Source organism: Streptomyces sp. NPDC030995 (genome assembly GCF_055571215.1).
Genome location: NZ_JBVIFS010000005.1, coordinates 63,228 through 84,086, shown reverse-complemented (window position 1 = coordinate 84,086; position 20,859 = coordinate 63,228). Strand labels below are relative to the sequence as shown.

Sequence of the window (20,859 nt, the reverse complement as noted above, 5' to 3'; positions counted from 1 at the left end):
GAGAAGCGCCGGCCCACGGGCCGCGCCTAGCGTGACGGTCATGGACATCAGCCTGCACGCGAGCTTCCTCCCGCACCACGACCCCGAGGCCTCCCTGGCCTTCTACCGCGACCTGCTCGGCTTCGAGGTCCGCAAGGACGTCGGATACGACGGCATGCGCTGGCTCACGGTCGGCCCCGCCGACCAGCCCGGCACGTCCATCGTCCTGGAGCCGCCGGCCGCCGACCCCGGCCTCACCGACGACGAGCGCCGCACCATCGTCGAGATGATGGCCAAGGGCACCTACGCCCGCACCATCCTGGCCAGCGCCGACCTGGACGCCACCTTCGCGCGGCTGCGGGCCGGTGGCGCCGAGGTCGTCCAGGAGCCGACCGACCAGCCGTACGGCATTCGCGACTGCGCCGTCCGCGATCCCGCGGGCAACCTGATCCGCATCAACGAGGTCGGCCTCGACGAAGTCCGCTGAGCCTCCCGATCGTCGATACATACTGCTCGAAGCCGATGAGACCAGGCCGGGCGACGCCCCTGTGGATGGAGACACGATGAGCATGGCCAGGAAGACGAACACGGGGTCGCCCGCGCCGCACGCCACCGACAGCCACGACGTGATCCGCGTGCACGGAGCGCGCGAGAACAACCTGAAGGACGTCAGCATCGAGATCCCGAAGCGCCGGCTGACGGTCTTCACCGGCGTCTCCGGCTCGGGCAAGAGCTCGCTGGTGTTCGACACGATCGCCGCGGAGTCGCAACGGCTGATCAACGAGACGTACAGCGCCTTCGTCCAGGGCTTCATGCCGACGCTCGCCCGTCCCGAGGTCGACGTCCTGGAGGGGCTGACGACCGCGATCAGCGTCGACCAGCAGCGGATGGGGGCCGACCCCCGCTCCACGGTCGGCACCGTCACCGACGCGAACGCGATGCTGCGCATCCTCTTCAGCCGGCTCGGCAAGCCGCACATCGGCCCGCCCAGCGCGTACGCCTTCAACGTCCCCTCGGTCCGGGCGAGCGGCGCCATCACCGTGGAGCGCGGTGCCAAGAAGGCCGTCAAGGCGACCTTCAACCGCACCGGCGGCATGTGTACGCGCTGCGAGGGCCGGGGCGCGGTCTCCGACATCGACCTCACCCAGCTCTACGACGACTCCAAGTCGCTCGCCGAGGGCGCGTTCACCATCCCCGGCTGGAAGTCGGACAGCTTCTGGACCGTGCAGGTCTACGCCGAGTCGGGCTTCCTCGACCCGAACAAGCCGATCGCCAAGTTCACCAAGCGGGAGATGCAGGACTTCCTGTACCGGGAGCCGACCAAGGTGAAGGTCAACGGCGTCAACCTCACCTACGAGGGGCTGATCCCCAAGCTGCAGAAGTCGATGCTGTCCAAGGACAAGGAGGCCATGCAGCCGCACATCCGGGCGTTCGTGGAGCGGGCGGTCACCTTCACCACCTGCCCCGAGTGCGAAGGGACCCGGCTCAGCGAGGGGGCCCGGGCGTCGAAGATCAAGCAGATCAGCATCGCCGACGCCTGCGCGATGCAGATCAGCGACCTGGCCGCATGGGTCCGGGGACTGAAGGAGCCCTCGGTGGCACCGCTGCTCACCGCGCTCCGGCACACCCTCGAGTCGTTCGTGGAGATCGGGCTCGGCTACCTCTCGCTGGAGCGGCCGGCGGGCACGCTGTCCGGCGGCGAGGCGCAGCGCGTGAAGATGATCCGCCACCTCGGCTCCGCGCTCACCGACGTCACCTACGTCTTCGACGAGCCGACGATCGGGCTGCACCCCCATGACATCGAGCGGATGAACAACCTGCTGCTGAGGCTGCGGGACAAGGGCAACACGGTGCTGGTCGTGGAGCACAAGCCGGAGGCGATCGCGATCGCCGACCACGTGGTCGACCTGGGCCCCGGCGCCGGTACGGGCGGCGGCACCGTCTGCTTCGAGGGCACCGTCGAGGGACTGCGGGCCAGCGGCACCGTCACGGGCCGCCATCTCGACGACCGGGCCGCCGTCAAGGAGACCGTACGCGAGCCCGCCGGCGCCCTGGAGATCCGCGGCGCGACGGCGAACAACCTGCGGAACGTCGACGTCGACATTCCGCTCGGGGTGCTGGTCGTCGTCACCGGTGTCGCGGGCTCCGGCAAGAGCTCGCTCGTGCATGCGTCGATCCCTGCCGGTGAGGACGTGGTCTCGATCGACCAGAGTCCGATCCGCGGTTCGCGGCGGAGCAACCCGGCCACCTACACCGGGCTGCTCGACCCGATCCGCAAGGCGTTCGCGAAGGCCAACGACGTCAAGCCGGCGCTGTTCAGCGCCAACTCCGAGGGCGCCTGCCCCACCTGCAACGGCGCCGGCGTCATCTACACCGACCTGGCCATGATGGCCGGCGTCGCCACCACCTGCGAGGACTGTGAAGGCAAGCGGTTCCAGGCATCGGTGCTGGACTACCACCTCGGCGGCCGCGACATCAGCGAAGTGCTCGCGATGTCGGTGACCGAGGCCGAGGAGTTCTTCGGCGCCGGCGAGGCCCGCACGCCGGCCGCGCACAAGATCCTCGAGCGGCTCGCCGACGTCGGGCTCGGCTACCTCACCCTCGGCCAGCCGCTGACCACGCTGTCCGGCGGCGAGCGGCAGCGGCTCAAGCTGGCCACCCACATGTCGGAGAAGAGCGGCGTCTACGTCCTCGACGAGCCGACCACCGGCCTCCACCTCGCCGACGTCGAGCACCTCCTCGGCCTGCTCGACCGGCTGGTCGACTCCGGCAAGTCGGTCATCGTCATCGAGCACCACCAAGCGGTCATGGCGCACGCCGACTGGATCATCGACCTCGGCCCCGGCGCCGGGCACGACGGCGGCCGGATCGTCTTCGAGGGCACGCCCGCCGACCTCGTCGCCGCCCGCTCGACCCTCACCGGCGAGCACCTCTCGGCCTACGTCGCCCAAGGCGCCTGACCCGGCCGACACGGGGACCGGGCCGCGGCCGAACCGAGGCCGCGGCCGGTCAGCGGACCGTGCGGAGAAAAGGCCCGGGCCGGCGCCCCGCGCTGTGCGATGGTGGTCGGGTGAACTTGGAGGACCTCGTCCGGCTGCGCCGGGCCCGTGACCGGATGGACCGCGAGTACGCGGAGCCGCTCGACGTTCCGACGCTGGCGCGCGCCGCGCTCATGTCGCCCGGCCACTTCTCCCGCAGCTTCCGCGCCGCCTACGGGGAGACCCCGTACGGCTACCTGATGACGCGCCGGATCGAGCGGGCGAAGGCGCTGCTGCGGCGGGGGGACCTGTCGGTGACGGAGGTCTGCTTCGCGGTCGGCTGTACCTCGCTGGGGTCGTTCAGCTCGCGGTTCACCGAGCTGGTGGGCGAGAGCCCGAGCGCCTACCGGGCCCGTCCCCATGACGAGGGCGCCGCCATCCCGGCCTGCGTCGCCAAGATCCACACGCGACCGGTCAGGAATGGAGAAGCAAAACCCGACCCCCGCCCTTAGCGTCGTACGCATGGACATCAAACTCACTCAGTGCTTCATCGCCGTCGACGACCACGACAAGGCGCTCGCCTTCTACCGGGACGCCCTCGGGATGGAGGTCCGCAACGACGTCGGGTTCGAGGGGATGCGATGGGTGACCGTCGGCTCGCCGTCGCAGCCGGACGTGGAGATCGTCCTGGAGCCGCCGCTCGCGGACCCGAACGCCTCGGCCGCCGACAAGGAGACCATGGCGGAGCTGCTGGCCAAGGGCCTGCTGCGGGGTGTCATCTTCAGGACCGACGACGTCGACGCCACCTTCGAACGGATCCGCGCCGCGGGTGGCGAGGTGCTCCAGGAGCCGATCGACCAGCCCTACGGCGTCCGGGACTGTGCCTTCCGCGATCCTTCCGGCAACATGCTGCGCTTCAACCAGCCTCGTAAACAGTGATCCGTTCCAGGTCCGTCAGCAGCGCGTCCAGCCAGGTCTCCGCCACGAAGTAGCTGCTCGGCGCCCCGTCTGGGGCGGTCCTCGACGCGTCCGGCGCGTCGGGGGGCCGCCCCGGCGTCGGTTCGGGGTCGCCCATCGGGTCCAGCACCGCGGACAGCAGCAGCATCCGTCCCGCCACCCGGTCCCCGAGGCGGGTCACCGCGGCGGCCACCGCGGGTGGCGGCGGCGGGCCCGCCGGCGGCACGGGCGCCAGCAGCATCCGCTCGGCGCCCCACAGGGTGTGGTGGCCGGTCAGCAGCACCGCCTGCCAGTCGACGGCCTGCGGGCCGTCCCCGGGCCCGTGCCCCGGTTCGATCTGGAACTGCGCGAACGCCGACTCCGCCAGGACGAGCGAGTGCCGCAGCGCTCCGTGCCCCGGCGGCTGACCCGGCTCCCGCGCCCCGCCGGCCGCGATCGCCGACACCGTGGTGACCACCGCCTCGGCGGCGGCCCGCAGCAGCGCCGCGCCCGAGCGGCGCACCTCCTCGTGCGCGCCGCGCGGCCAGGCCAGCAGCCCGAACACGGCACCGATGGCGCTTCCGATCAGCACGTCCAGCAGCCGGACCTCGGCCAGCCGCCAGGTGGTCGGCGCCAGCTGCGCGAACACCAGGGCGACCACCAGCGCGAACAGCGCCTGTGACCAGCCGACGCCCTTCACCGGCCCCACCGTGAAGGTGAACAGGAGCAGCACGGGCATCACGACGGCGTACACCGTGGTGTCCGTACCGACCAGGGCGAGGACGCCGGCCACGCACCCGGCTCCGATCAGGGTCCCGGCCAGGGCGTGGCGGATGCCGGTCCGGGTCGCGTCCAGGGTGGTACGGGTCAGCGTCAGGGTGGCCAGCATCGCCCAGAAGCCGTGCGGCAGCGTGGCCAGGCCGGCGACGGCCCGGGCGGCCGCGAGCGCCAGGCTGATCCGCACGGCGTTCTGGAAGAGGACCGACCTGCTCCCCGTGTGCCCCACCAGCCGCCGCCACCACAGCTGCGGCGCCCGCATCCGCGCGTACCAGAACCGGTCGGCGGGCAGGCCGGCCGCGGCCGCCCGCCCCCGTACCGCCAGTCCCGCGGCCGCCGACAGCGCCAGCGCGGCGTCGGCCACCTCCAGCAGGGCCGCGCGGCGGCGCAGCGACGCCGGGAGGGCGTGCCCGGTCGGAGCCCCGGCCAGCAGCGCGCGCTCGCGAGTCGGGCCGGAGTGCGCCGCGCCCGCTCCAGGATCCCCGCGCAGCAGCGCGGCGGTGTCCGCCGCGGACCGCCCGACGGCGCGCAGCAGGTCCAGGCCCGCCTGCGTGGGCTCCCGGCCCGGTGGTACGGCGGCCATCCGGGCCAGCCGGTTCAGCAGCGTACGGCCCGCCAGCCCGGTCTGGGCCAGGCCGCGGGAGCGCACCCCGGGCCCGGCGGGACGCTCCGCCTCCGGAACCCGCGAGGGCCGCAGCGCCTCGCTCGCCGTGCGGGCCGCTTCGCGCTGCGCCGGGGAGAGCGCGTACGGCGCCCGGGCCAGCTCCCCGGCGCAGCGCTCGGCCGTGACCGCGGCGCGGGCGGCGAGTTCCCGGTACGGCACGGTCGGCGGATCGGGGAACAGGAACGCCTCGGCGAGGATCAGCAGGAGGATCCCGACGGTGGTCCCGGCGAACCGCTCGCCCAGGGTGTCCGGGGCGTACGGCGGGAAGGACGGCAGGATGTAGAGAAGCTGGAGCCCGGGCGCCGCGCCGGCCGGGCGGGGGCCGGCCACGGCGAGGAAGGCCAGGGCGAAGCCGATGACCAGCATCCCGGCCACCGCGCTCCAGGTGCGTACGGCCAGGAAGGTGCCCGCGGCGACCAGCAGCCAGGCCGCCGGGAGCGACCGCCCCAGCACGGCGGCCCGCTGCCGCCCGGTCCCCGGGATGCGCGAGAGCCCGGCCAGCGCCACCGCGGCGAACAGCGCGTAGGTGGCCGCGACGGGCTGCCCGAAGCCATACAGGAACAGGTAGAACGCGGCCCCCGCCGCCGCCGTGACCCGCAGCGAGCGGCGGGCCGCCCCCGCGTAGGCGGCGCGGTCGGCACCCATGCCCCCAGGATCGGGCACCCGCCGCGCCCCGGCACCCCAGGCCCCAGCGGTGTCCTGCCGATCAGGACTCCGCGGTGCTCACCAGGCCAGCAGGCCCGGCGCCGCCGTGTCGATCTCCTGCGCGATCTGCTCGGCCACCACCGGGATCTGGGCCTCCCAGAAGAAGTGCGCGCCCGGGTACAGGTACTCGCCGAGCACTTCGTCGGCGCCCTGCGCCCACGCCGCCAGCTGCTCCCGGCTCACCACGTGGTCGTCCTCGCCGCCGAAGAGCGAGATCGGGACGGTGATCCGCGACGATCCGCCCGGGCGCGGCCGCCAGGTCTCCACCACCTCGAAGTCGGCGCGCATCCGGGCCTCGCAGAGCGCCCACAGTTCGTCGTCCTCCAGGATGGCCGTCGGCAGGCCGCCCATCTCCGCCAGCGCCGCGCGCAGCCGCGCGGACTCCATCAGGTGCATCGGCTCGCCGCCGTGAGCCGCGTCCATGACCGGTTCGAACGGGGACTCGCAGGCGGAGACACCCAGCCACACCGGCTCCTCCAGGCCCCGCTCCGCGAGCTGCCGGCTCATCTCGTACGCGACGAGCGCGCCCATGCTGTGCCCGAAGAAGGCGAACGGCGTGCCGCCCAGCCAGGGAACCAGGTCCTCCAGCAGGTACGCGGCCAGCTCCGCCGCCGTCCTGCACGGTGCGACACCGCTCAAGGGGCCGCGGCCGGGCGCCTCCGGCAGGCAGATGTCCCACCCGGTCGGGAAGTGCTCCGCCCACTGCGCGTAGGACAGATGGGAGCCCCCCGCGTGGTGGAAGACGAAGAGCCGCAGCTCGGGGTCGTCCACCGGGCGCGGCCGGACCACCGCCGGGACCCGGTCGCGTACAGGGTTCGGCCCGCTCATCTCTTCGCTCCTTCGGTGCGGATGGCCCGCAGCAGCCGGGTCAGCACCTGGCTGTCCCCGAGCTCCTGGAACTCGGCCCGCGGGTCGGTGTCGAGCAGCTCCTCGACGGTCTGCCGCCACAGCACGGGGTGGTCGATCTGCGCGGTGAGCACGTCGGCCAGCTCGCCCGGCGCGTAGGGCCGGGCGGTGCGGTTCGCGATCACCGGGAAGCGCGGCGCGCGCAGGGCGGCCGCGGCGGCCGCCGGCCGGAACTCCTCGGCCGCCGGCGTCATGTGGCGGGTGTGGAAGGGGCCGCTGACATCGAGCCGGCGCACCGCCTTCGCACCGGACTCCCGCAGCAGCTCGGCCGCGGTCTCCAGCTTCGCCAGCGGCCCGGCGACGATCGTCTGGTCGGCGGTGTTGTAGTTGGCGACCTCCACGGCCTCCAGCCCGGCCCGGCGCAGCAGCAGCCGGATGACCGCCTCGTCCATGCCGATGACGGCTGCCATCGAGCCGTCCGTGATCCGGGCCATGGCCCGGGCCCGGGTGACCACCAGCCGCAGTCCTTCGGCGAAGCCGAACACCCCGGCCGCCTGGAGCGCGTTGTATTCGCCCAGGCTGTGCCCGATGGCCACGTCGGGCTCCGGCGCGTCCTCCCGTACGGCCTCGTAGGCGAGCGCGCCCACGACGTAGACGGCGGGCTGGGTGAACTCCGTCCGGGACAGCCGCTCCTGCGGGCCGTCCAGGCACAGCTCACGGATCGAATAGCCGAGCACCTCGTCGGCCTCCGCGACCCGGTCGGGGAAGCGGTCCAGCAGGGCTCTGCCCATGCCGGGGCGCTGGGTGCCCTGGCCGGGGAACATGAAGACGCGGGTCACGGGTGATCCTCCCGGTGGCTGAACCGGCTGTCGGCGAACACGAGGGCCCGGCGGTCGGACAGGACGTCGAAGGACTCGACCCGCCCGAGCAGCAGGGTGTGGTCGCCCGCCGGGCGGACCTCGGCCACGGTGCAGTCGAAGTACGCGACGCCGTCGAGCAGGACGGGCGCCCCCGAGTGCGGGGCGGCCCGCCACGGCCGTCCGGCGAAGGCCTCGGCGCCGACCGGACGCGAGCGGTCGGCGAACCAGCGGGCGTCGGCCTCCTGGTCCTCCGCGAGGACGCTGACGCAGAAGCTCCACGATGCGAGGACGTGGTCGTGCAGCCGCGATGCGCGGCCGAGCGAGACCAGCACCATGAACGGGTCCATGGAGACGGTGGTGAAGGAGTTGACGGTGGTGCCGTGCGGCTGGCCCCCGGCCGTGGTCGTCACCACCGTGACCCCGGTGGCGAACCGTCCGGCGGTCCGCCGGAAGCGCTGCCGCGCCGCCGCCGCGTCTTCGGTCCGACCGGCGAGAGCGACCGCGGGCGGCGGACCGGCGGGCGTCATGAGCTCAGCTTTCGCAGCGCGTCGAGCTGTTCCAGCCCGTCGAGCACGGTCTTCGTGGGGAGCCCGAAGTCGATGAGGCAGGCGATCTCGTCGACGCCGAGCGCGCCGAGTCGCTCCACCACCTTGGCGGCCTTGGGCAGGGTGCCGAGCAGCCCGCCGTCCTCGTAGTACCGCTCGAAGGCGCGCCGGGCCAGGAAGTCCAGGTCCTTGTCGCGCAGCTTCGCCGGATCGATCTTCCGCGCGCTGCCGTGCGCCTGGGAGCCGACGAGCAGCCCGACCGAGGTGCGCAGGTACTCCGTGAGCGGCGCCCGCACCAGGTCGCGGGCCGTGTCCTCGTCGTCGTCCAGGTACGTGTGGACCATGACCACCACGTGGCCCCGGTCCCCCGGTCCGGCGCCGGGGCGGGCCGCGTACGCCTCCCGGTACGCGGTGATCTTCCCGGCGAGCTCGTCCAGGTCCTGGCCGAGCAGGTGGGTGAGCACGCCGGCCCCGAGGGCGCCCGCGTTGCGGAAGGTCTCCACGCCGCCGGCGCTGGTGATCCAGACGGGCAGGTCGCGCTGCACGGGACGCGGGTACGAGCGCACGGCGCGCGGGCTGCCGGTGCCGTCGAGGACCTCCGCCTCCTCGCCGCGCCACAGGCCGCGCACCTGGCGCACCGTGTCCAGCAGCACCTCGCGGCGGTTCTCGTAGGACTCGGGGCGCAGGGCGAAGTCGGTCGCGTGCCAGCCGGAGGCGAAGGCGAGGCCGACCCTGCCGTCCGAGATGTTGTCGACGACCGCCCACTCCTCGGCGATCCGGAGCGGGTGGTGCAGGGGGGCGACCACGCTGCCCGCGCGGATCGCGACGCGGCTGGTGGCCGCGGCGATCGCGGCACCGGTCACGGCCGGATTGGGGTAGAGGCCTCCGAAGGGGTGGAAGTGGCGCTCGGGCGTCCACACGGCGGTGAAGTCGTGCGTGTCCGCGAACCGGGCGCCTTCGAGGACCAGTTCGTAGCGGTTGCCGGTGTCCGGTGAGGTGCTGTCGTTGCCGAAGTAGAACAGGCTGAAGTCCACGCGTGTCTCTCTGTGTCGTACGGGTGTCTTGCGTGTCTTGCGTGTCTTGCGGTACGGGCTCGGGTGGCGTAGCCGCGGGTCAGGCGCGCGCGGGGGCGGTCTCGTCGGCGGAAGGCGGCGGTACGGCCGCGGGCGCGGCGGACGCGGGCCGGGCGGACGCGGGCTCGGCCGCCTCGGCGGGCTCCGCCACCACCCGGGTACGGGCCGCCCAGCGGGCCACCGCCGGGGTGGCCAGTCCGCCGGCCAGCAGGACGGCCCCGAAGAGCAGCCAGCCCGGCCAGCCCCAGCCGATGATCACCGCGGTGGTGAGCGCGGGCGTCACCGCGCCGCCCACGCGCTGGGCAAGGTTGAACATGCCCTGGTACTGGCCGTGCGCGTGGGCGGGCGCGAGCTCGTACGACAGCGCCCACGACCCCGCGGAGTGCAGCATCTCCCCGCACACGTGGACCGTCGCGCCGACGACCAGGCAGACCGCGGCCACCCAGGCCGGCTGCCCGGCGGAGAGCGCGAAGAACGCGCAGCAGACCGCCAGCAGGATCCCCGCCCGCCGCATGGCCCGCGCACCGCCGGCGACGTCCTCGGCGCCCTTGCTCATCCGCACCTGGAGCAGCACGCACATCGCGGTGTTGATGAAGATCAGCGCGGCGAAGAGCGAGACCGGCGCGTCCGTGCGCTCCGCGATCCAGATCGGCAGCGCCACGGTCAGCAGCGCGTCGGTTCCCAGCACCAGGACGGCGTTGAGCACCGAGACCGCCACGAAGGGCATGTCGCGCAGCACGTGGCCCGGGCCGCCCCCCTCGGCGGGGCCCGGCTGCGGCCGGGTGTTCGGCAGCGGCAGGCACATCAGCCCGGCGCCGACGAACAGGAGCCCCGCACCGGCGAGCAGCCACCGGTACAGCGCTCCGGAGTCCGCCGCCAGGGCCACACCGCCGAGCAGGGTGCCCAGCGAGAGGCCGACGTTGATGACCGACTGCAGGTAGGCGCGTGCCCGGACCCGCTCCGCCGGGGGCAGGGCCTCGGCGATGAGCGCGCCGCGGGCGGCCGCGCCGCCCGCGTCGGCCATGGCGGAGAGCGCCACGACCACCACGAAGCCGCTGAAGGCGCCGGTCAGCGCGTAGCAGCCGACCACCAGCCCCTGGGCGACGCCGAAGAGCACGGAGGTGTTGCGGGAGCCGAGCCGGTCCGAGAGCTGCCCGGCCGGGATGCTCACGATCATCGCGAGGACGGCGGCGACGGTCAGTCCGAGGCCCACCTCGCCGGCCTCGATGCCGACCGCGCGGATGAAGAAGAGCACGCTGACGGAGAGCAGGAAGCCGTTCGCGACGGTCCGGGCGAGATTGCTGACCGCCAGGATCCGGACCACGCCCGGCGGCGGGCTCAGGTCGCGGAGCAGGGACGGCAGGGAGAAGCGGGAGTCGGCTGCCATCCGGGTCACCGGTGTCCTTCCGGGGTGAACCGGAGCGTCAGCGCGGGCCGGTCGATCTTGCCGTTGGGGTTGAGCGGCAGCGCTTCGAGGAACACCATCCGGCGCGGCACCATGTGCACCGGTACGTGCCGCCGCAGCCACAGCATCAGGTCCGTCGCCTTGAGCTCCGTGCCCGTGTAGCAGCCCACCAGCTCGGTCTCGTGGGGGCCGGGCACGACCAGGACGACCACGTCGGAGATCGCTTCGTGGCGGCGCAACGCGGCCTCGATCTCGCCCAGTTCGATCCGGTAGCCGCGCACCTTGACCTGGCTGTCCAGCCGGCCGAGATGGCTCAGCGTTCCGTTCTCCCGGCGGACGCGGTCGCCCGTGCGGTACCAGTGCCCGGCGGTCAGCGGGCCCTCGCCCTCGTAGACCGCCGCCGGCTCGCCCGACTCCGGGTCGTAGCGCAGGAAGCGGCCCTTGTCGTCGGCCGGATCGAGGTAGCCGTCGAAGCGCTGCGAGCCGCGCACGCACAGCTCGCCCTCTTCGGCGGGCAGCCCGTCGGCGCCGAGGACGACGTGCTCGAGGAAGTCGTAGACCGGTCCGATGGGGACCGTCCCGTTGGACGCCTCGGACCAGTCCCCGGGGTCCTCTGGAAGCCTGAACTCGGTGCAGGCGACGGTGAGTTCCGTGGGGCCGTAGACGTTCTCGATCCGCGCCTTCGGGGCGGCCTCGCGCCAGAGGCGGGCCTGCCGGGAGGTCAGCTGCTCGCCGATGAAGACGCCGTAGCGCAGTCCGGTGGCGAGGCCCGCGGGCAGCTTGCCCAGGCTCGCGGAGACCGATACCACCGACGGGACCGAGAACCAGTGCGTGATCCCGCGGTCGACGACGTACGTGACGGGCTCCAGCAGTTCGGTGCGCTGCGGCACCACCAGGGTGGCGCCACCGCCCCAGGTCACGAACAGGTCGAACACCGACGGGTCGAAGGTGAGGTCGAAGGTGTGCGAGACCCGGCAGCCCGGCGCGATCTCGAAGCGCCGGATGTTGTGCCCGATGTACGGGGCGAGGTTGCGGTGCCGGATCGGCACGCCCTTGGGGCGGCCGGTGGAGCCGGAGGTGAACAGCACGTACGCGATGTCGTCCGGGCCGGTCGTCCGCGGCGGCAGGGCGGCCTCGTCCGCCGGCAGGGCGGCGGTCTCCTCCTCCGTCAGCCACAGGACGGCGAGGCCGTCGCCGGAGTCCGCGCCGAGCTGGGCCGCGCCCGCCCGGTCCGCCAACAGCACTTCGGCGCGGGCGAGTTGCCACACCGAGCGGTTGCGGGCCACCGGGTAGCCCGGGTTGAGCGGGGTGACGGTGGCCCCCAGGCGCAGGGCCGCGAGATAGCCGGCGAAGGCCGTGAGGCTGCGGGAGGCCAGCAGGGCGATCCGGGCCGGGGCCTTGCCCCCGTTGGCGCGCAGCACCGCGCCGGCGACGGCCACGGCCCGCTCGTCGAGCTCCCGGTAGGTGTAGCCGCGACCGAGCACTTCGAGGGCCGGCTGGTCGGGGTGGTTCGCCAGGGAGTCCGCGAACCAGTCGTACAGTGTGTGCCGTGCCGTGTCGTGGATGTGGGTCGGGGTCGGGGTCGGGGTCGGGGTCGGGGTCGGGGTCGTGTCTGTCATCGGGGTCCTTGCAGATCGAGCAGTTCCGCGTACCTGGCGCGCCGGTCGGCGGCGAAGTCAAGGCTGTGGAGCAGGAGTTCGGCCGTGGGGCGAGGGTCGTGACCGCCGCGGGCCAGCCAGGACTGCCAGGCCTGCGCCTCGACACCGCCGCCGGTGGTGGTACCGAGGGCGAACCGGCCCAGGCCGCGCACCGCGAGCGGGTCGAGCGCCTCGTTCTCCCGGTCCAGGGCGCGCAGCGCCACCTCGCGCTGCCACGCGCGCTCGGACACGGTCCTGGTGGGCCGGTCGCCCGCCGCCAGCAGTTCGAAGAACCGCAGTGCGGTGACCGGGTCCTCGCCCACGAGGTGGTACGCCCGGCCCTCGGACGCGGGTGAGACGGCGAGCTCCGCGATGGCGCGGGCGGCCAGGTCCACCGGGCTGACGGCGAACGGCCGTTCGTCCCGGGGGTGCACACCGGTGGCGAGGGCGCTCGCGATCAGCCGCCACAGCGGGTGGTCGGGGTCGCAGGCGCCGGATCCCCGGTCGCCGAGCAGCAGGCCGGTACGGAACACCCGTACCCGCATGCCCTGTTCCTCGGCGCGCTCCGCCAGCCGCTCACCGACCCAGGCCGCGACGGCTCCGCCGTGCATGCCCGGTCGCAGCGGCTGTTCCCGGGACTCCTCGATCCGGGCGTCCGCACCGAGGCCGGAGCCGCAGGCGCTGAGCGTCGACAGCAGGACGAGGTCGTCGATGCCGTGGCCGCGCATCCAGGTGAGCAGCGACACGAGCGGCAGGACGGTGTCCTCGCGCACCTGCTCGTAGGGACCGGTGAGTCCGAAGGCCGCCGGAGTGTGCACGACGCGGGCGATCCGGTCGATCCGGTCGGCCGGCAGGCCGGGGAGGGCCCACCCGCCGCGTGCGCCGTCCGCGGGCAGTACCCGCACCCGCGCAGGGTCGGGTTCGGGGAGGGCGCACGCGGCGGCGCACTCCCGCAGCAGGTCACGGGCCTCGGCTTCGCCCGCCGCCGGTACGACGACGTGGACCAGGCCCGTCGTCGCCCTGACCAGCTCGTGCAGCACGAAGGTGTCGAGGAAACCGGTGCCGCTGGTGAGCAGGGTGTCGGTGGCCTCGGCACGGTCCACCGCGGCGACCGCGGGGCCCAGGTCGAGGGCCAGGTCCGCGTCGACCAGGTCGGCCTCGGTGACCTCCCGCACCGCTCCGGCGGCGGCTGCCCCGTCGCCCTCCTGCCCGGTCATCCCGCGCACGATGCCGGCCATGCGCCGGACGGTGGCCTGGGCTCCGCCCGCGCGGAACACGTTGACCGTGACCCCGAACGCCCGCTGCACGGACGCCTCGATGCGCATCGAGGTGAGCGAGTCGCCGCCGTACGCGCCGAACTCGTCGTCGTGGCCGAGAGCGGCATGGCCGAGTACCCGCCGCCAGACGGCCAGCAGTTCGGACTCCACCGGGTCGGCCCCGCCGGCCGGCGCTCCGGCCGGCCCGGCAGCCGGTCCGGACGCCCGATCCGCCTCCGGTTCCGGTGCGGCCGGACCCGCGGGCGGCGCGGCGATCGGGGGCAGCGTGTCCAGGGCCCAGTACGTGCCCCGGACGAAGGGGTAGGTCGGCAGCGGGACCCGGCGGCCGGCCGGGCCGCACAGTGCCTCCCAGTCCACGTCCGCGCCGTGCGTCCAGGCAGCCGCGACGGCTCCCTCCAGCTCCTCCTGCGGGGCCGCACCCTCCACGTCCAAGGCCAGCACATGGCGGCCCTCGCCGGGCTCGCCGTGGCCGAGCAGGATCGTGAACCGGTCGGCGCGCGGCTCCTGTCCGGGTGCGGCGGTCTCGGCGCGGCCCTTGAAGGCCGCCGAGAGGCGGTCGAGCACCGGCAGGTCCGCCGCGTGCCCGACGGGCGGTACGAGCACCACGCGGCGCAGCGGCTTCGGCGCCGCGGCCGCATCGGGCTCGCGCAGTGCCGAGGCCAGCGCGGCCGGATCCGGGGCGGATGCGGTGACCACCCGGCGGTGGGGCTGCGCGGTGCGCCCGACGCGCAGCGTGTGCGCGGCGTCGGCGACCGGCGGTGCGTCGGGCGCGGTCAGCGCGTCGGCCAGTTCGTCCGCGACGGCCGCCAGTTCCGCGGGGGTCCGCGCGGACAGCATCAGCCGGACCGTCTCGCGGGCCGGGGCCGGGGCCCGGGTGGGGGCCGGCGGCGGGCCGAGCACGGCCGCCGCGTTGGTGCCGCCCAGCCCCATGGAGTTGACCAGCACATAGGCGTCGTCGCCGGTCTCGGTGGGGGTGGTGGCGATGGCGAACGGGCTCTCGGCGAGCACACCGGGGTTGCGCGGCCGCTCGAACATCGGGTGCGGCGGCAGCTGTCCGGTCCGCGCCACCTCGACGGCCTTGATGAGTCCGGCGATGCCCGCCGCCGGACCGGCGTGGCCGATGTTGGCCTTGACCGAGCCGAGCCCGCAGTAGCCCGCCGGGGCGGCCGCCGTGCGGGCCAGGCCCGCCCTGATGCCGGCCGTCAGCCCGCGCAGCTCGATCTGGTCGCCCAGTGCGGTACCGGACCCGTGGGCCTCGACGTAGCGCAGCTGGTCCCCGCGCACACCGGCGACGTCCAGGGCCGTGGCCACCACGTCGGCGAGTCCCGAGGGGCTCGGCGCGGTGAAGCCGGAGCGGGCCGAGCCGTCGTTGCCGACCGCGGTGCCGCGCAGTACGGCGAGCACCGGGTCGCCGTCCCGCAGCGCGTCGCCGAGGCGGCGCAGCACCACGACGCCGACGCCCGAGCTGAAGGACGTACCGGTCGAACGGGCGTCGAAGGGACGGCAGTAGCCGTCCTTGGACTGGAGCGCGCCGACGTGGAAGCGGTAGCCCAGCATCGGCTCGTTGACGGAGGCGCCCCCCGCGAGCGCCATGTCGCATTCGCCGGACAGCAGGGACAGCACCGCGTAGTGGACCGCCGTCAGCGACGAGGAGCACGCGGTCTGCACGCCGATGGACGGGCCGCGCAGGCCCAGCTCGTACGCCACTCGGGAGGGCAGGAAGTCACCGAGGCCGCCCAGGTGCAGCGCCACGTCGTCGACGGCGCCCATGACACCGTCCGACACGGCGCGGGAGGCCTGCAGCGCCGCCATGTAGGTGCTGGGGCTGCCGCCCGCGAAGACCCCGGTGACCAGGCGGTCGCCGCTGGGCGCGTGACCGGCCGACTCCAGTGCCTGCCAGCAGGCTTCCAGGAAGATCCGCTGCTGCGGGTCGGTGGCGGCGGCCTCGGCCGGTGAGTAGCCGAAGAACTCGGCGGCGAAGTCACCGGCCGCCGGGATGCCCGCCGCGCGCCGCACGTATTCGGGGTCGGCCAGCTGCTGTTCGGTCAGGCCCGCGGCGAGGAGCCGCGCCGGGTCGAGGTCCCGTACGGACACCCGTCCTTCGGCGATGTTGCGCCAGTAGTCCCCCGGGCTCCAGGCGTCGGGGAAGCGGCAGCCGGCGCCGACGACCGCTATCGCGCCGTCGTCGCTCACGCGGAGCCCTCCACGGCCGCGCCGCGGCGGCCGCGGCCGAGCAGCCCGGTGCGGCCGGCCTGCGCGGCGGGCGGCTGCGCCCCGGCCGCCTCCTCCGGGGCGGCCGGCGCGTCGGCGTCGGCCTCGCCGAGGAAGGCGGCCTGGGCCTCGATCGTGCTGTGCTCGAAGAGGTCGGCCGCTTCCAGGTCGCGGCCGGTCAGCTCGGACAGCCGCTCCATGAGGATGATCAGGAGCAGCGAGTCGCCGCCCGCGTCGAAGAAGTTCGCGTCGTGCGCGACGCCGGCCTGGTCGAGGACGCCCTCCCAGACCTCGGCGATCCGGTCGGCCATGTCTTGGGGCGGGGTGGTCTGCGGAGGGGTGGTCTGGGGCGGGGTGGTGGTGAGCACAGGTGACTCCATGTCGGTGAGAAGGTCCCCGGCGGCGTTCGCCAGGTCGGTGAGGAGCCCTTCGACGGTCGTCGCGTCGAACAGGGCGGTGAGGTAGGAGAAGGAGAGGCCGAAACCCTCGGGGCCACCAGTGGCGGTGAGTTCGAGCTCGTACTTCGCCTTCAGCCGCGGCGGCGTCACGTACCGGGACCGGGTCCGGTCGTCCAGCGCCGGCGGCCGAGGGCTCTCGTCCGTCGCGTTGAGGTAGACGGGGGTGACGGCCGGGCGGCTGAGGTCGCGGTCGGGGTGCAGGGCGGCGGCGAGCTCGTCGAACGGCGTGTCCGCGTGCCGGTACGCCGCCAGCGCGGACTCGCGCACCTGCTCCACGAGCTGCCGCCAAGTCGGCCCGCCCGTCAGGTCGGCCCGCACCACCAGGGTGTTGACGAACATGCCGACGGTTTCGGCGCGGCCCGCCCCGTCGCGGCCGGCCCACGGGAAGGCGAACAGGAAGTCGCGCTGGCCACCGCGCCGGGCCAGCGCCGCCGCCAGCAGTGCGGTCGCGACCATGAAGGTGGTGCAGCGCAGCCCGGCGGCCGCTTCCCGATGGCGGGCGGACTCCTCGGCGGGCAGCCGCAGTTCGCACAGTGCGGCCTCGACGGACTGGGTCCGGCCGCGCTCGCGGTCGTGCGGGAGCGCGATGTCCGTCGGCGCTCCTCGCAGCCCTTCCACCAGCGTCCGCAGTCCTTCGGCGGTGTCCTGCGCCGGCGCGGCGCCGGCCGCTGCCGGATGGCCGGGGACGGGCAGTTCCAGCGGCGCTCCGGTGGTCAGCGACCGGTAGGTGGCGGCGATGTCGCGCAGTACCAGCTCCAGCGACCAGCCGTCGGAGACGATGTGGTGGACGCCGTAGACCAGCAGGGTCCGCTCCGGCCCGACGGAGATGATCTCGCCGCGGGCCGGTGCGTCCTTCGCCAGGTCGAAGGGGGTCCAGCAGATCTCGGCGACCCGCTGCTCCAGCTCGGCTGCGGTCCAGCCGGTACCGTCCACCAGCGCCGCCTCGGGGGCGGCGCCGTCGGTGCGGTAGAAGACCTTGCGGACTGCGGTGTCCATGGCGAAGCGGGAGCGCAGTCCCGGGTGCCGGGCGAGGGTACGGGCGAACGCCTCGCGCAGCGCCGCCCGGTCCAGCGGGCCGTCGATCTCGACCACGCAGGGCGCCAGGTAGGCGGTGCGCATGCCCTTCAGCCGGTCGAGGAACCACAGGCGCTGCTGGACGGGGCCGGCCTGCCGGGGCTCCGCCGGCTCGGGCACGGCGGCCGACGGCGCTGCCGTGGGGGCCGGCCGCCCCTCCTCCAGGGCGCGGGCCAGCCCGGCCACCGTCGGGTCGGCGAGGAACGTCCGCAGCGGTACCGCGGCTCCCCAGCGGCGCTCGGCCTGCGCGAGCATCCGTACGGCGAGCAGGGAATGGCCGCCCACGGTGAAGAAGTCCGTTTCGGGCCCGAGCAGTTCGGGGCGCAGCGGCTCCGAGCCGGGCTTGGCGAGTGCGTCGGCCATGAGCGAGGCGGCCCGGCGCTGGGCGGGCGTCGCCTCGGCGGGGCGGACCTCGGCGCGGGTCAGCGGCCGGTCCCGCAGGGCGGCCAGCGCGGCGAAGTCGACCTTGTCGTTGGGCGTACGGGGCAGGGCGTCGACCACGTACACGTGCTGCGGCAGCACGGCGGCCGGCAGCCAGCGCAGCAGCGGCCGTACGAGGTCCTCGCGGGTCGGCGGCGCGGTCGTGCCCTGCTCGCTGAGCTCGACGTACGCGACGAGGGCGGCCGGTGAGCCGGCGGCGTGCACGGCGGCGGCCGCGACGGCCGGGTCCTCCTCGATGAGCCGGGTGATCTCGCCGGGCTCGATGCGGTTGCCGAGGATCTTCAGCTGGTCGTCGGCGCGGCCGAGGTAGCCGAGCCGGCCGTCCTCGCGCAGGACCACCCGGTCGCCGGTCCGGTACATGCGGGCGCCGGGGTCCTCGCCGAAGCGCGCCGCGTGCGGATCGGGCAGGAAGGCCGCCGCGGTGAGGTCGGGGCGGTCGAGGTAGCCCAGGGCCACGCCGGTGCCGGCGACGTACAGCTCGCCGGGGACGGTGGGCGGCAGTTCCTCGCCGTGCGGGCCCAGGACGTACGCGCGCGTCCCGGGAAGGGGGACACCGATGGGCGGCGCCAGCGGGTCGGCGGGGTCGACGTGGGCGAAGGTGGAGTTGCAGGAGGCCTCGGTGGGCCCGTACACGTTGACGACCGCGGCGCCCCAGCGCTCCGCGCAGTCGGCGGCCAGTCGGCGGGGCAGCGCCTCGCCGCCCGCGTACACGGCGCGCAGCGTGCTGCCCTCGGCCTCGTCCGCGTCCGCGTCCGCGTCCAGCATGGCGTGCAGGAGGCTGGGGGTGAGGGAGCCGGCCACGGTCGCGCCCCGCGGCCCGCGGATCAGTTCCAGCAGGGCGCGGGCGTCGCGCCGTTCGATGTCGTCGGCGATGACCAGCTCGGCGCCGGCGATCAGGGTCTCCACCACGTTGAACGCGGCGGGGTCGAAGGCCGTGCCCGCGGTGAGCAGCAGCCGGTCACCGGGGCCGAGGCCGCAGTCCTGGCCCCACCACAGGGCGGTGTTGAGCAGCCCGCGGTGCGCCACCCGCACGCCCTTGGGGCGGCCCGTGGTGCCGGAGGTGTAGATCAGCGCGGCCGGGTCGGCGGCGCCGGGCAGCACGGGGTCGGGCAGCACGGGGTCGGGCAGCACGGGGCCGTCCGCGAGCTCGCCCGCACGGACGCGCAGGTCCGTCAGCGACACCGCCTTGACGGTGCTGCCCAGTCCGGCGAGGAGCCGCGCGCCCTGCGGACACACCAGGGCCGCCTCGGCGCCCGTCTCGCCGAGGATGAAGTCGACCCGGGCGGCCGGGGCGTCCATCGCGAGCGGTACGAAGGCCGCGCCCGCTCGCAGTACGCCGATCCAGCCCGCCACCAGTTCCGGTCCGCGGGCGGCGAGCACCGGGACGTACGAACCGGGGCCGGCGCCGTGCGCGCGCAGCAGCCCCGCCACGGCGCGGGACCAGGAGTCCAGCTCGCCCCAGGTGAGCCGGGCGCCGGCGCAGGTCACGGCGACCGTGTCCGGATCCGTCCGGGCGAACCGGCGCTCCAGCAGTTCCACGGCGGTCGCGGCCGGCGGTTCCCCGAGGGCCGCCTGGGCCGCCGGGCCGCCGTCGAGGACCCCGCACGGAAGGGCGTCCGCGGGCCGCTGCGTGACGGGCAGCTCCCGCAGGGGGGTGTCGGGCCGGGCGACTCCGGCGGACAGCAGCGCGCGGTAGCTCGCTCCCAGGTGCCGGGCGGTGGCCTCGTCGTAGCGCGCGGTGTCGTACTCGACGGTGGCGCTCAGGCCGCCGTCCGGCGCGTACTCGAGGACCAGGGACAGGTCCTGCTTGGCGGTCCCGGTGGGCAGCAGCAGCGGCGGCTCCCAGCGGTGCCGTCCGTCCGGATCGGCCGCGGGCGCGTTCTGCAGGACGAAACCGATGTCGGCCAGTCCTCCGGCCTCGCCCCGGCGGGCCTCGGCCACGTGCGCGGTGAGCCGGTCGAAGGGGAGCCGCTGGTGCGCGAGCACCCGGAAGGCCTCGCCGCGGGAGTCGGCGCACAGCTGGGCGAGACCGCGCCGCGGGTCGGGTGCGCAGCGCAGCGGGACCGTGTTGACGAAGAAGCCGATGAGGCCTTCGACGCTGGGGTGCGGGCGGTTGGCCGCCACCGTGCCGAGCAGGAACTCGTCCTGCCCGCTCCAGCGTTGGACGACGGCCTGGAAGGCGGCGAACAGCACCACGAAGGGGGTCACCTTGAGCGTGCGCGCCAGCTCCGCGGCCGCGCCCGCGAGTTCGGCGTCGAGCGTGAACCGGTGCTGCGCCCCGCGCCGGTCGCCCTCCACGGTGCGGCGGCGCGGCGGGCAGACGCCCAGCGCGAGGTCGGCGCCCGCGCTCAGGGTGGCGGCGCGGGAGGCGAGCTGCGCCTCCATGGCCGGGTCCTGTGCGCCCTGGCGGTCCCAGACCGCGAAGTCGGCGTACTGCACGGGCGGTTCGGGAAGCCGCGGGACGGTCCCGGAGAGGGCCTGCTCGTAGGCGTCGGCGAGCGCGCCGTACAGCGCGGACAGCGACCAGCCGTCGACGGCGATGTGGTGCACGGTGAGCAGCACGGTGCCCGGGCCGGCGCCGTCCCGTTCCTGCCACACCGTGCAGCGCAGCGGTGGTGCGGCGGTGAGGTCGAAGGGCGCGCGGGCGTGCCGGGCCAGCTCCGCCTCGTCGGGCGGCCCGCCGTCGATCAGCCGGAACGGGACGGGGCCGGCCGGGGCGATGAACTGGGCCGGGGCGCCGTCGTGCGTTCCGTACGTCGTGCGCAGCACCTCGTGGGCCGTCGCGACGGCCTGCAGGGCGCGGCGGAAGGCGGCCACGTCGATGCGCTCCCGCCAGCGGGTCAGCAGGGGGACGTTGTAGACGGCCGATGCGGGCGCGCTCTGGTGGATGAACCAGAGCCGCTCCTGGGCGGGGGACAGCGGGGCGACGGTGGCCGGCCGGCGGACCGGGGCGGAGGGGCGCGTGGGCGCCATCGATGGTTCTCCTTGCGGGT

The 20,859-nt window shown here is 74.6% G+C and carries 13 protein-coding genes; 4 read left to right on the top strand and 9 right to left on the bottom strand.

Translation table 11 applies throughout. The features are described from left to right. The first annotated feature begins 40 nt into the window (after positions 1-40). From ACZ45T_RS10580 to ACZ45T_RS10565, 4 genes are all read left to right on the top strand, one after another. The gene (locus ACZ45T_RS10580; RefSeq protein WP_468439536.1) at positions 41-466 is read left to right on the top strand and encodes a VOC family protein; all 426 of its coding nucleotides are present in this window, start codon (positions 41-43) and stop codon (positions 464-466) included. A gap of 76 nt (positions 467-542) precedes the next feature. Beyond that, entirely contained in the window at positions 543-2,939 is a 2,397-nt protein-coding gene (locus ACZ45T_RS10575) for an ATP-binding cassette domain-containing protein (RefSeq protein ID WP_468439534.1), read from the top strand. 110 nt (positions 2,940-3,049) lie between these two features. Then, positions 3,050-3,469 (top strand): helix-turn-helix transcriptional regulator, encoded by a 420-nt coding sequence (locus ACZ45T_RS10570; protein ID WP_468439532.1) that lies wholly within the window; start codon positions 3,050-3,052, stop codon positions 3,467-3,469. A 10-nt stretch (positions 3,470-3,479) separates the two neighbouring features. Beyond that, entirely contained in the window at positions 3,480-3,896 is a 417-nt protein-coding gene (locus ACZ45T_RS10565; RefSeq protein WP_468439530.1) for a VOC family protein, read from the top strand. Here ACZ45T_RS10565 and ACZ45T_RS10560 read toward each other — a convergent pair. The 9 genes from ACZ45T_RS10560 to ACZ45T_RS10520 form a co-directional block, all read right to left on the bottom strand. Beyond that, positions 3,874-5,979 carry an FUSC family protein gene (locus tag ACZ45T_RS10560; protein WP_468439528.1) on the bottom strand — a complete coding sequence of 702 codons (2,106 nt, stop codon included), beginning with the start codon at positions 5,977-5,979 and terminating at the stop codon, positions 3,874-3,876. The genes ACZ45T_RS10565 and ACZ45T_RS10560 overlap by 23 nt on opposite strands. A gap of 78 nt (positions 5,980-6,057) precedes the next feature. Beyond that, positions 6,058-6,867 (bottom strand): thioesterase II family protein, encoded by an 810-nt coding sequence (locus ACZ45T_RS10555; protein WP_468439526.1) that lies wholly within the window; start codon positions 6,865-6,867, stop codon positions 6,058-6,060. Beyond that, on the bottom strand, positions 6,864-7,724 hold the full coding sequence (gene fabD / locus ACZ45T_RS10550) for an ACP S-malonyltransferase (protein ID WP_468439524.1): 861 nt from the start codon (positions 7,722-7,724) through the stop codon (positions 6,864-6,866). The genes ACZ45T_RS10555 and fabD overlap by 4 nt, the downstream gene beginning before the upstream one ends. Further along, on the bottom strand, positions 7,721-8,272 hold the full coding sequence (locus tag ACZ45T_RS10545; protein WP_468439522.1) for a flavin reductase family protein: 552 nt from the start codon (positions 8,270-8,272) through the stop codon (positions 7,721-7,723). The genes fabD and ACZ45T_RS10545 overlap by 4 nt, the downstream gene beginning before the upstream one ends. After that, entirely contained in the window at positions 8,269-9,324 is a 1,056-nt protein-coding gene (locus ACZ45T_RS10540; protein ID WP_468439520.1) for a MupA/Atu3671 family FMN-dependent luciferase-like monooxygenase, read from the bottom strand. The genes ACZ45T_RS10545 and ACZ45T_RS10540 overlap by 4 nt, the downstream gene beginning before the upstream one ends. Positions 9,325-9,403: 79 nt before the next feature. Beyond that, on the bottom strand, positions 9,404-10,750 hold the full coding sequence (locus tag ACZ45T_RS10535) for an MFS transporter (RefSeq protein ID WP_468440027.1): 1,347 nt from the start codon (positions 10,748-10,750) through the stop codon (positions 9,404-9,406). Between the two features lie 5 nt (positions 10,751-10,755). After that, on the bottom strand, positions 10,756-12,387 hold the full coding sequence (locus ACZ45T_RS10530; RefSeq protein ID WP_468439518.1) for an amino acid adenylation domain-containing protein: 1,632 nt from the start codon (positions 12,385-12,387) through the stop codon (positions 10,756-10,758). Beyond that, entirely contained in the window at positions 12,384-15,875 is a 3,492-nt protein-coding gene (locus ACZ45T_RS10525; protein WP_468439516.1) for a beta-ketoacyl synthase N-terminal-like domain-containing protein, read from the bottom strand. Before ACZ45T_RS10525 ends, ACZ45T_RS10530 begins: the two co-directional genes overlap by 4 nt. Further along, positions 15,872-20,839 carry an amino acid adenylation domain-containing protein gene (locus tag ACZ45T_RS10520; RefSeq protein ID WP_468439514.1) on the bottom strand — a complete coding sequence of 1,656 codons (4,968 nt, stop codon included), beginning with the start codon at positions 20,837-20,839 and terminating at the stop codon, positions 15,872-15,874. Before ACZ45T_RS10520 ends, ACZ45T_RS10525 begins: the two co-directional genes overlap by 4 nt. Between the last annotated feature and the right edge of the window lie 20 nt (positions 20,840-20,859).

Coding starts and splice junctions, on each gene's coding strand:
- ACZ45T_RS10580 (WP_468439536.1), top strand. CDS start 41: ATGGACATCAGCCTGCACGCGAGCTTCCTCCCGCACCACGACCCCGAG.
- ACZ45T_RS10575 (WP_468439534.1), top strand. CDS start 543: ATGAGCATGGCCAGGAAGACGAACACGGGGTCGCCCGCGCCGCACGCC.
- ACZ45T_RS10565 (WP_468439530.1), top strand. CDS start 3,480: ATGGACATCAAACTCACTCAGTGCTTCATCGCCGTCGACGACCACGAC.
- ACZ45T_RS10560 (WP_468439528.1), bottom strand. CDS start 5,979: ATGGGTGCCGACCGCGCCGCCTACGCGGGGGCGGCCCGCCGCTCGCTG.
- ACZ45T_RS10555 (WP_468439526.1), bottom strand. CDS start 6,867: ATGAGCGGGCCGAACCCTGTACGCGACCGGGTCCCGGCGGTGGTCCGG.
- ACZ45T_RS10545 (WP_468439522.1), bottom strand. CDS start 8,272: ATGACGCCCGCCGGTCCGCCGCCCGCGGTCGCTCTCGCCGGTCGGACC.
- ACZ45T_RS10535 (WP_468440027.1), bottom strand. CDS start 10,750: ATGGCAGCCGACTCCCGCTTCTCCCTGCCGTCCCTGCTCCGCGACCTG.
- ACZ45T_RS10530 (WP_468439518.1), bottom strand. CDS start 12,387: ATGACAGACACGACCCCGACCCCGACCCCGACCCCGACCCCGACCCCG.
- ACZ45T_RS10520 (WP_468439514.1), bottom strand. CDS start 20,839: ATGGCGCCCACGCGCCCCTCCGCCCCGGTCCGCCGGCCGGCCACCGTC.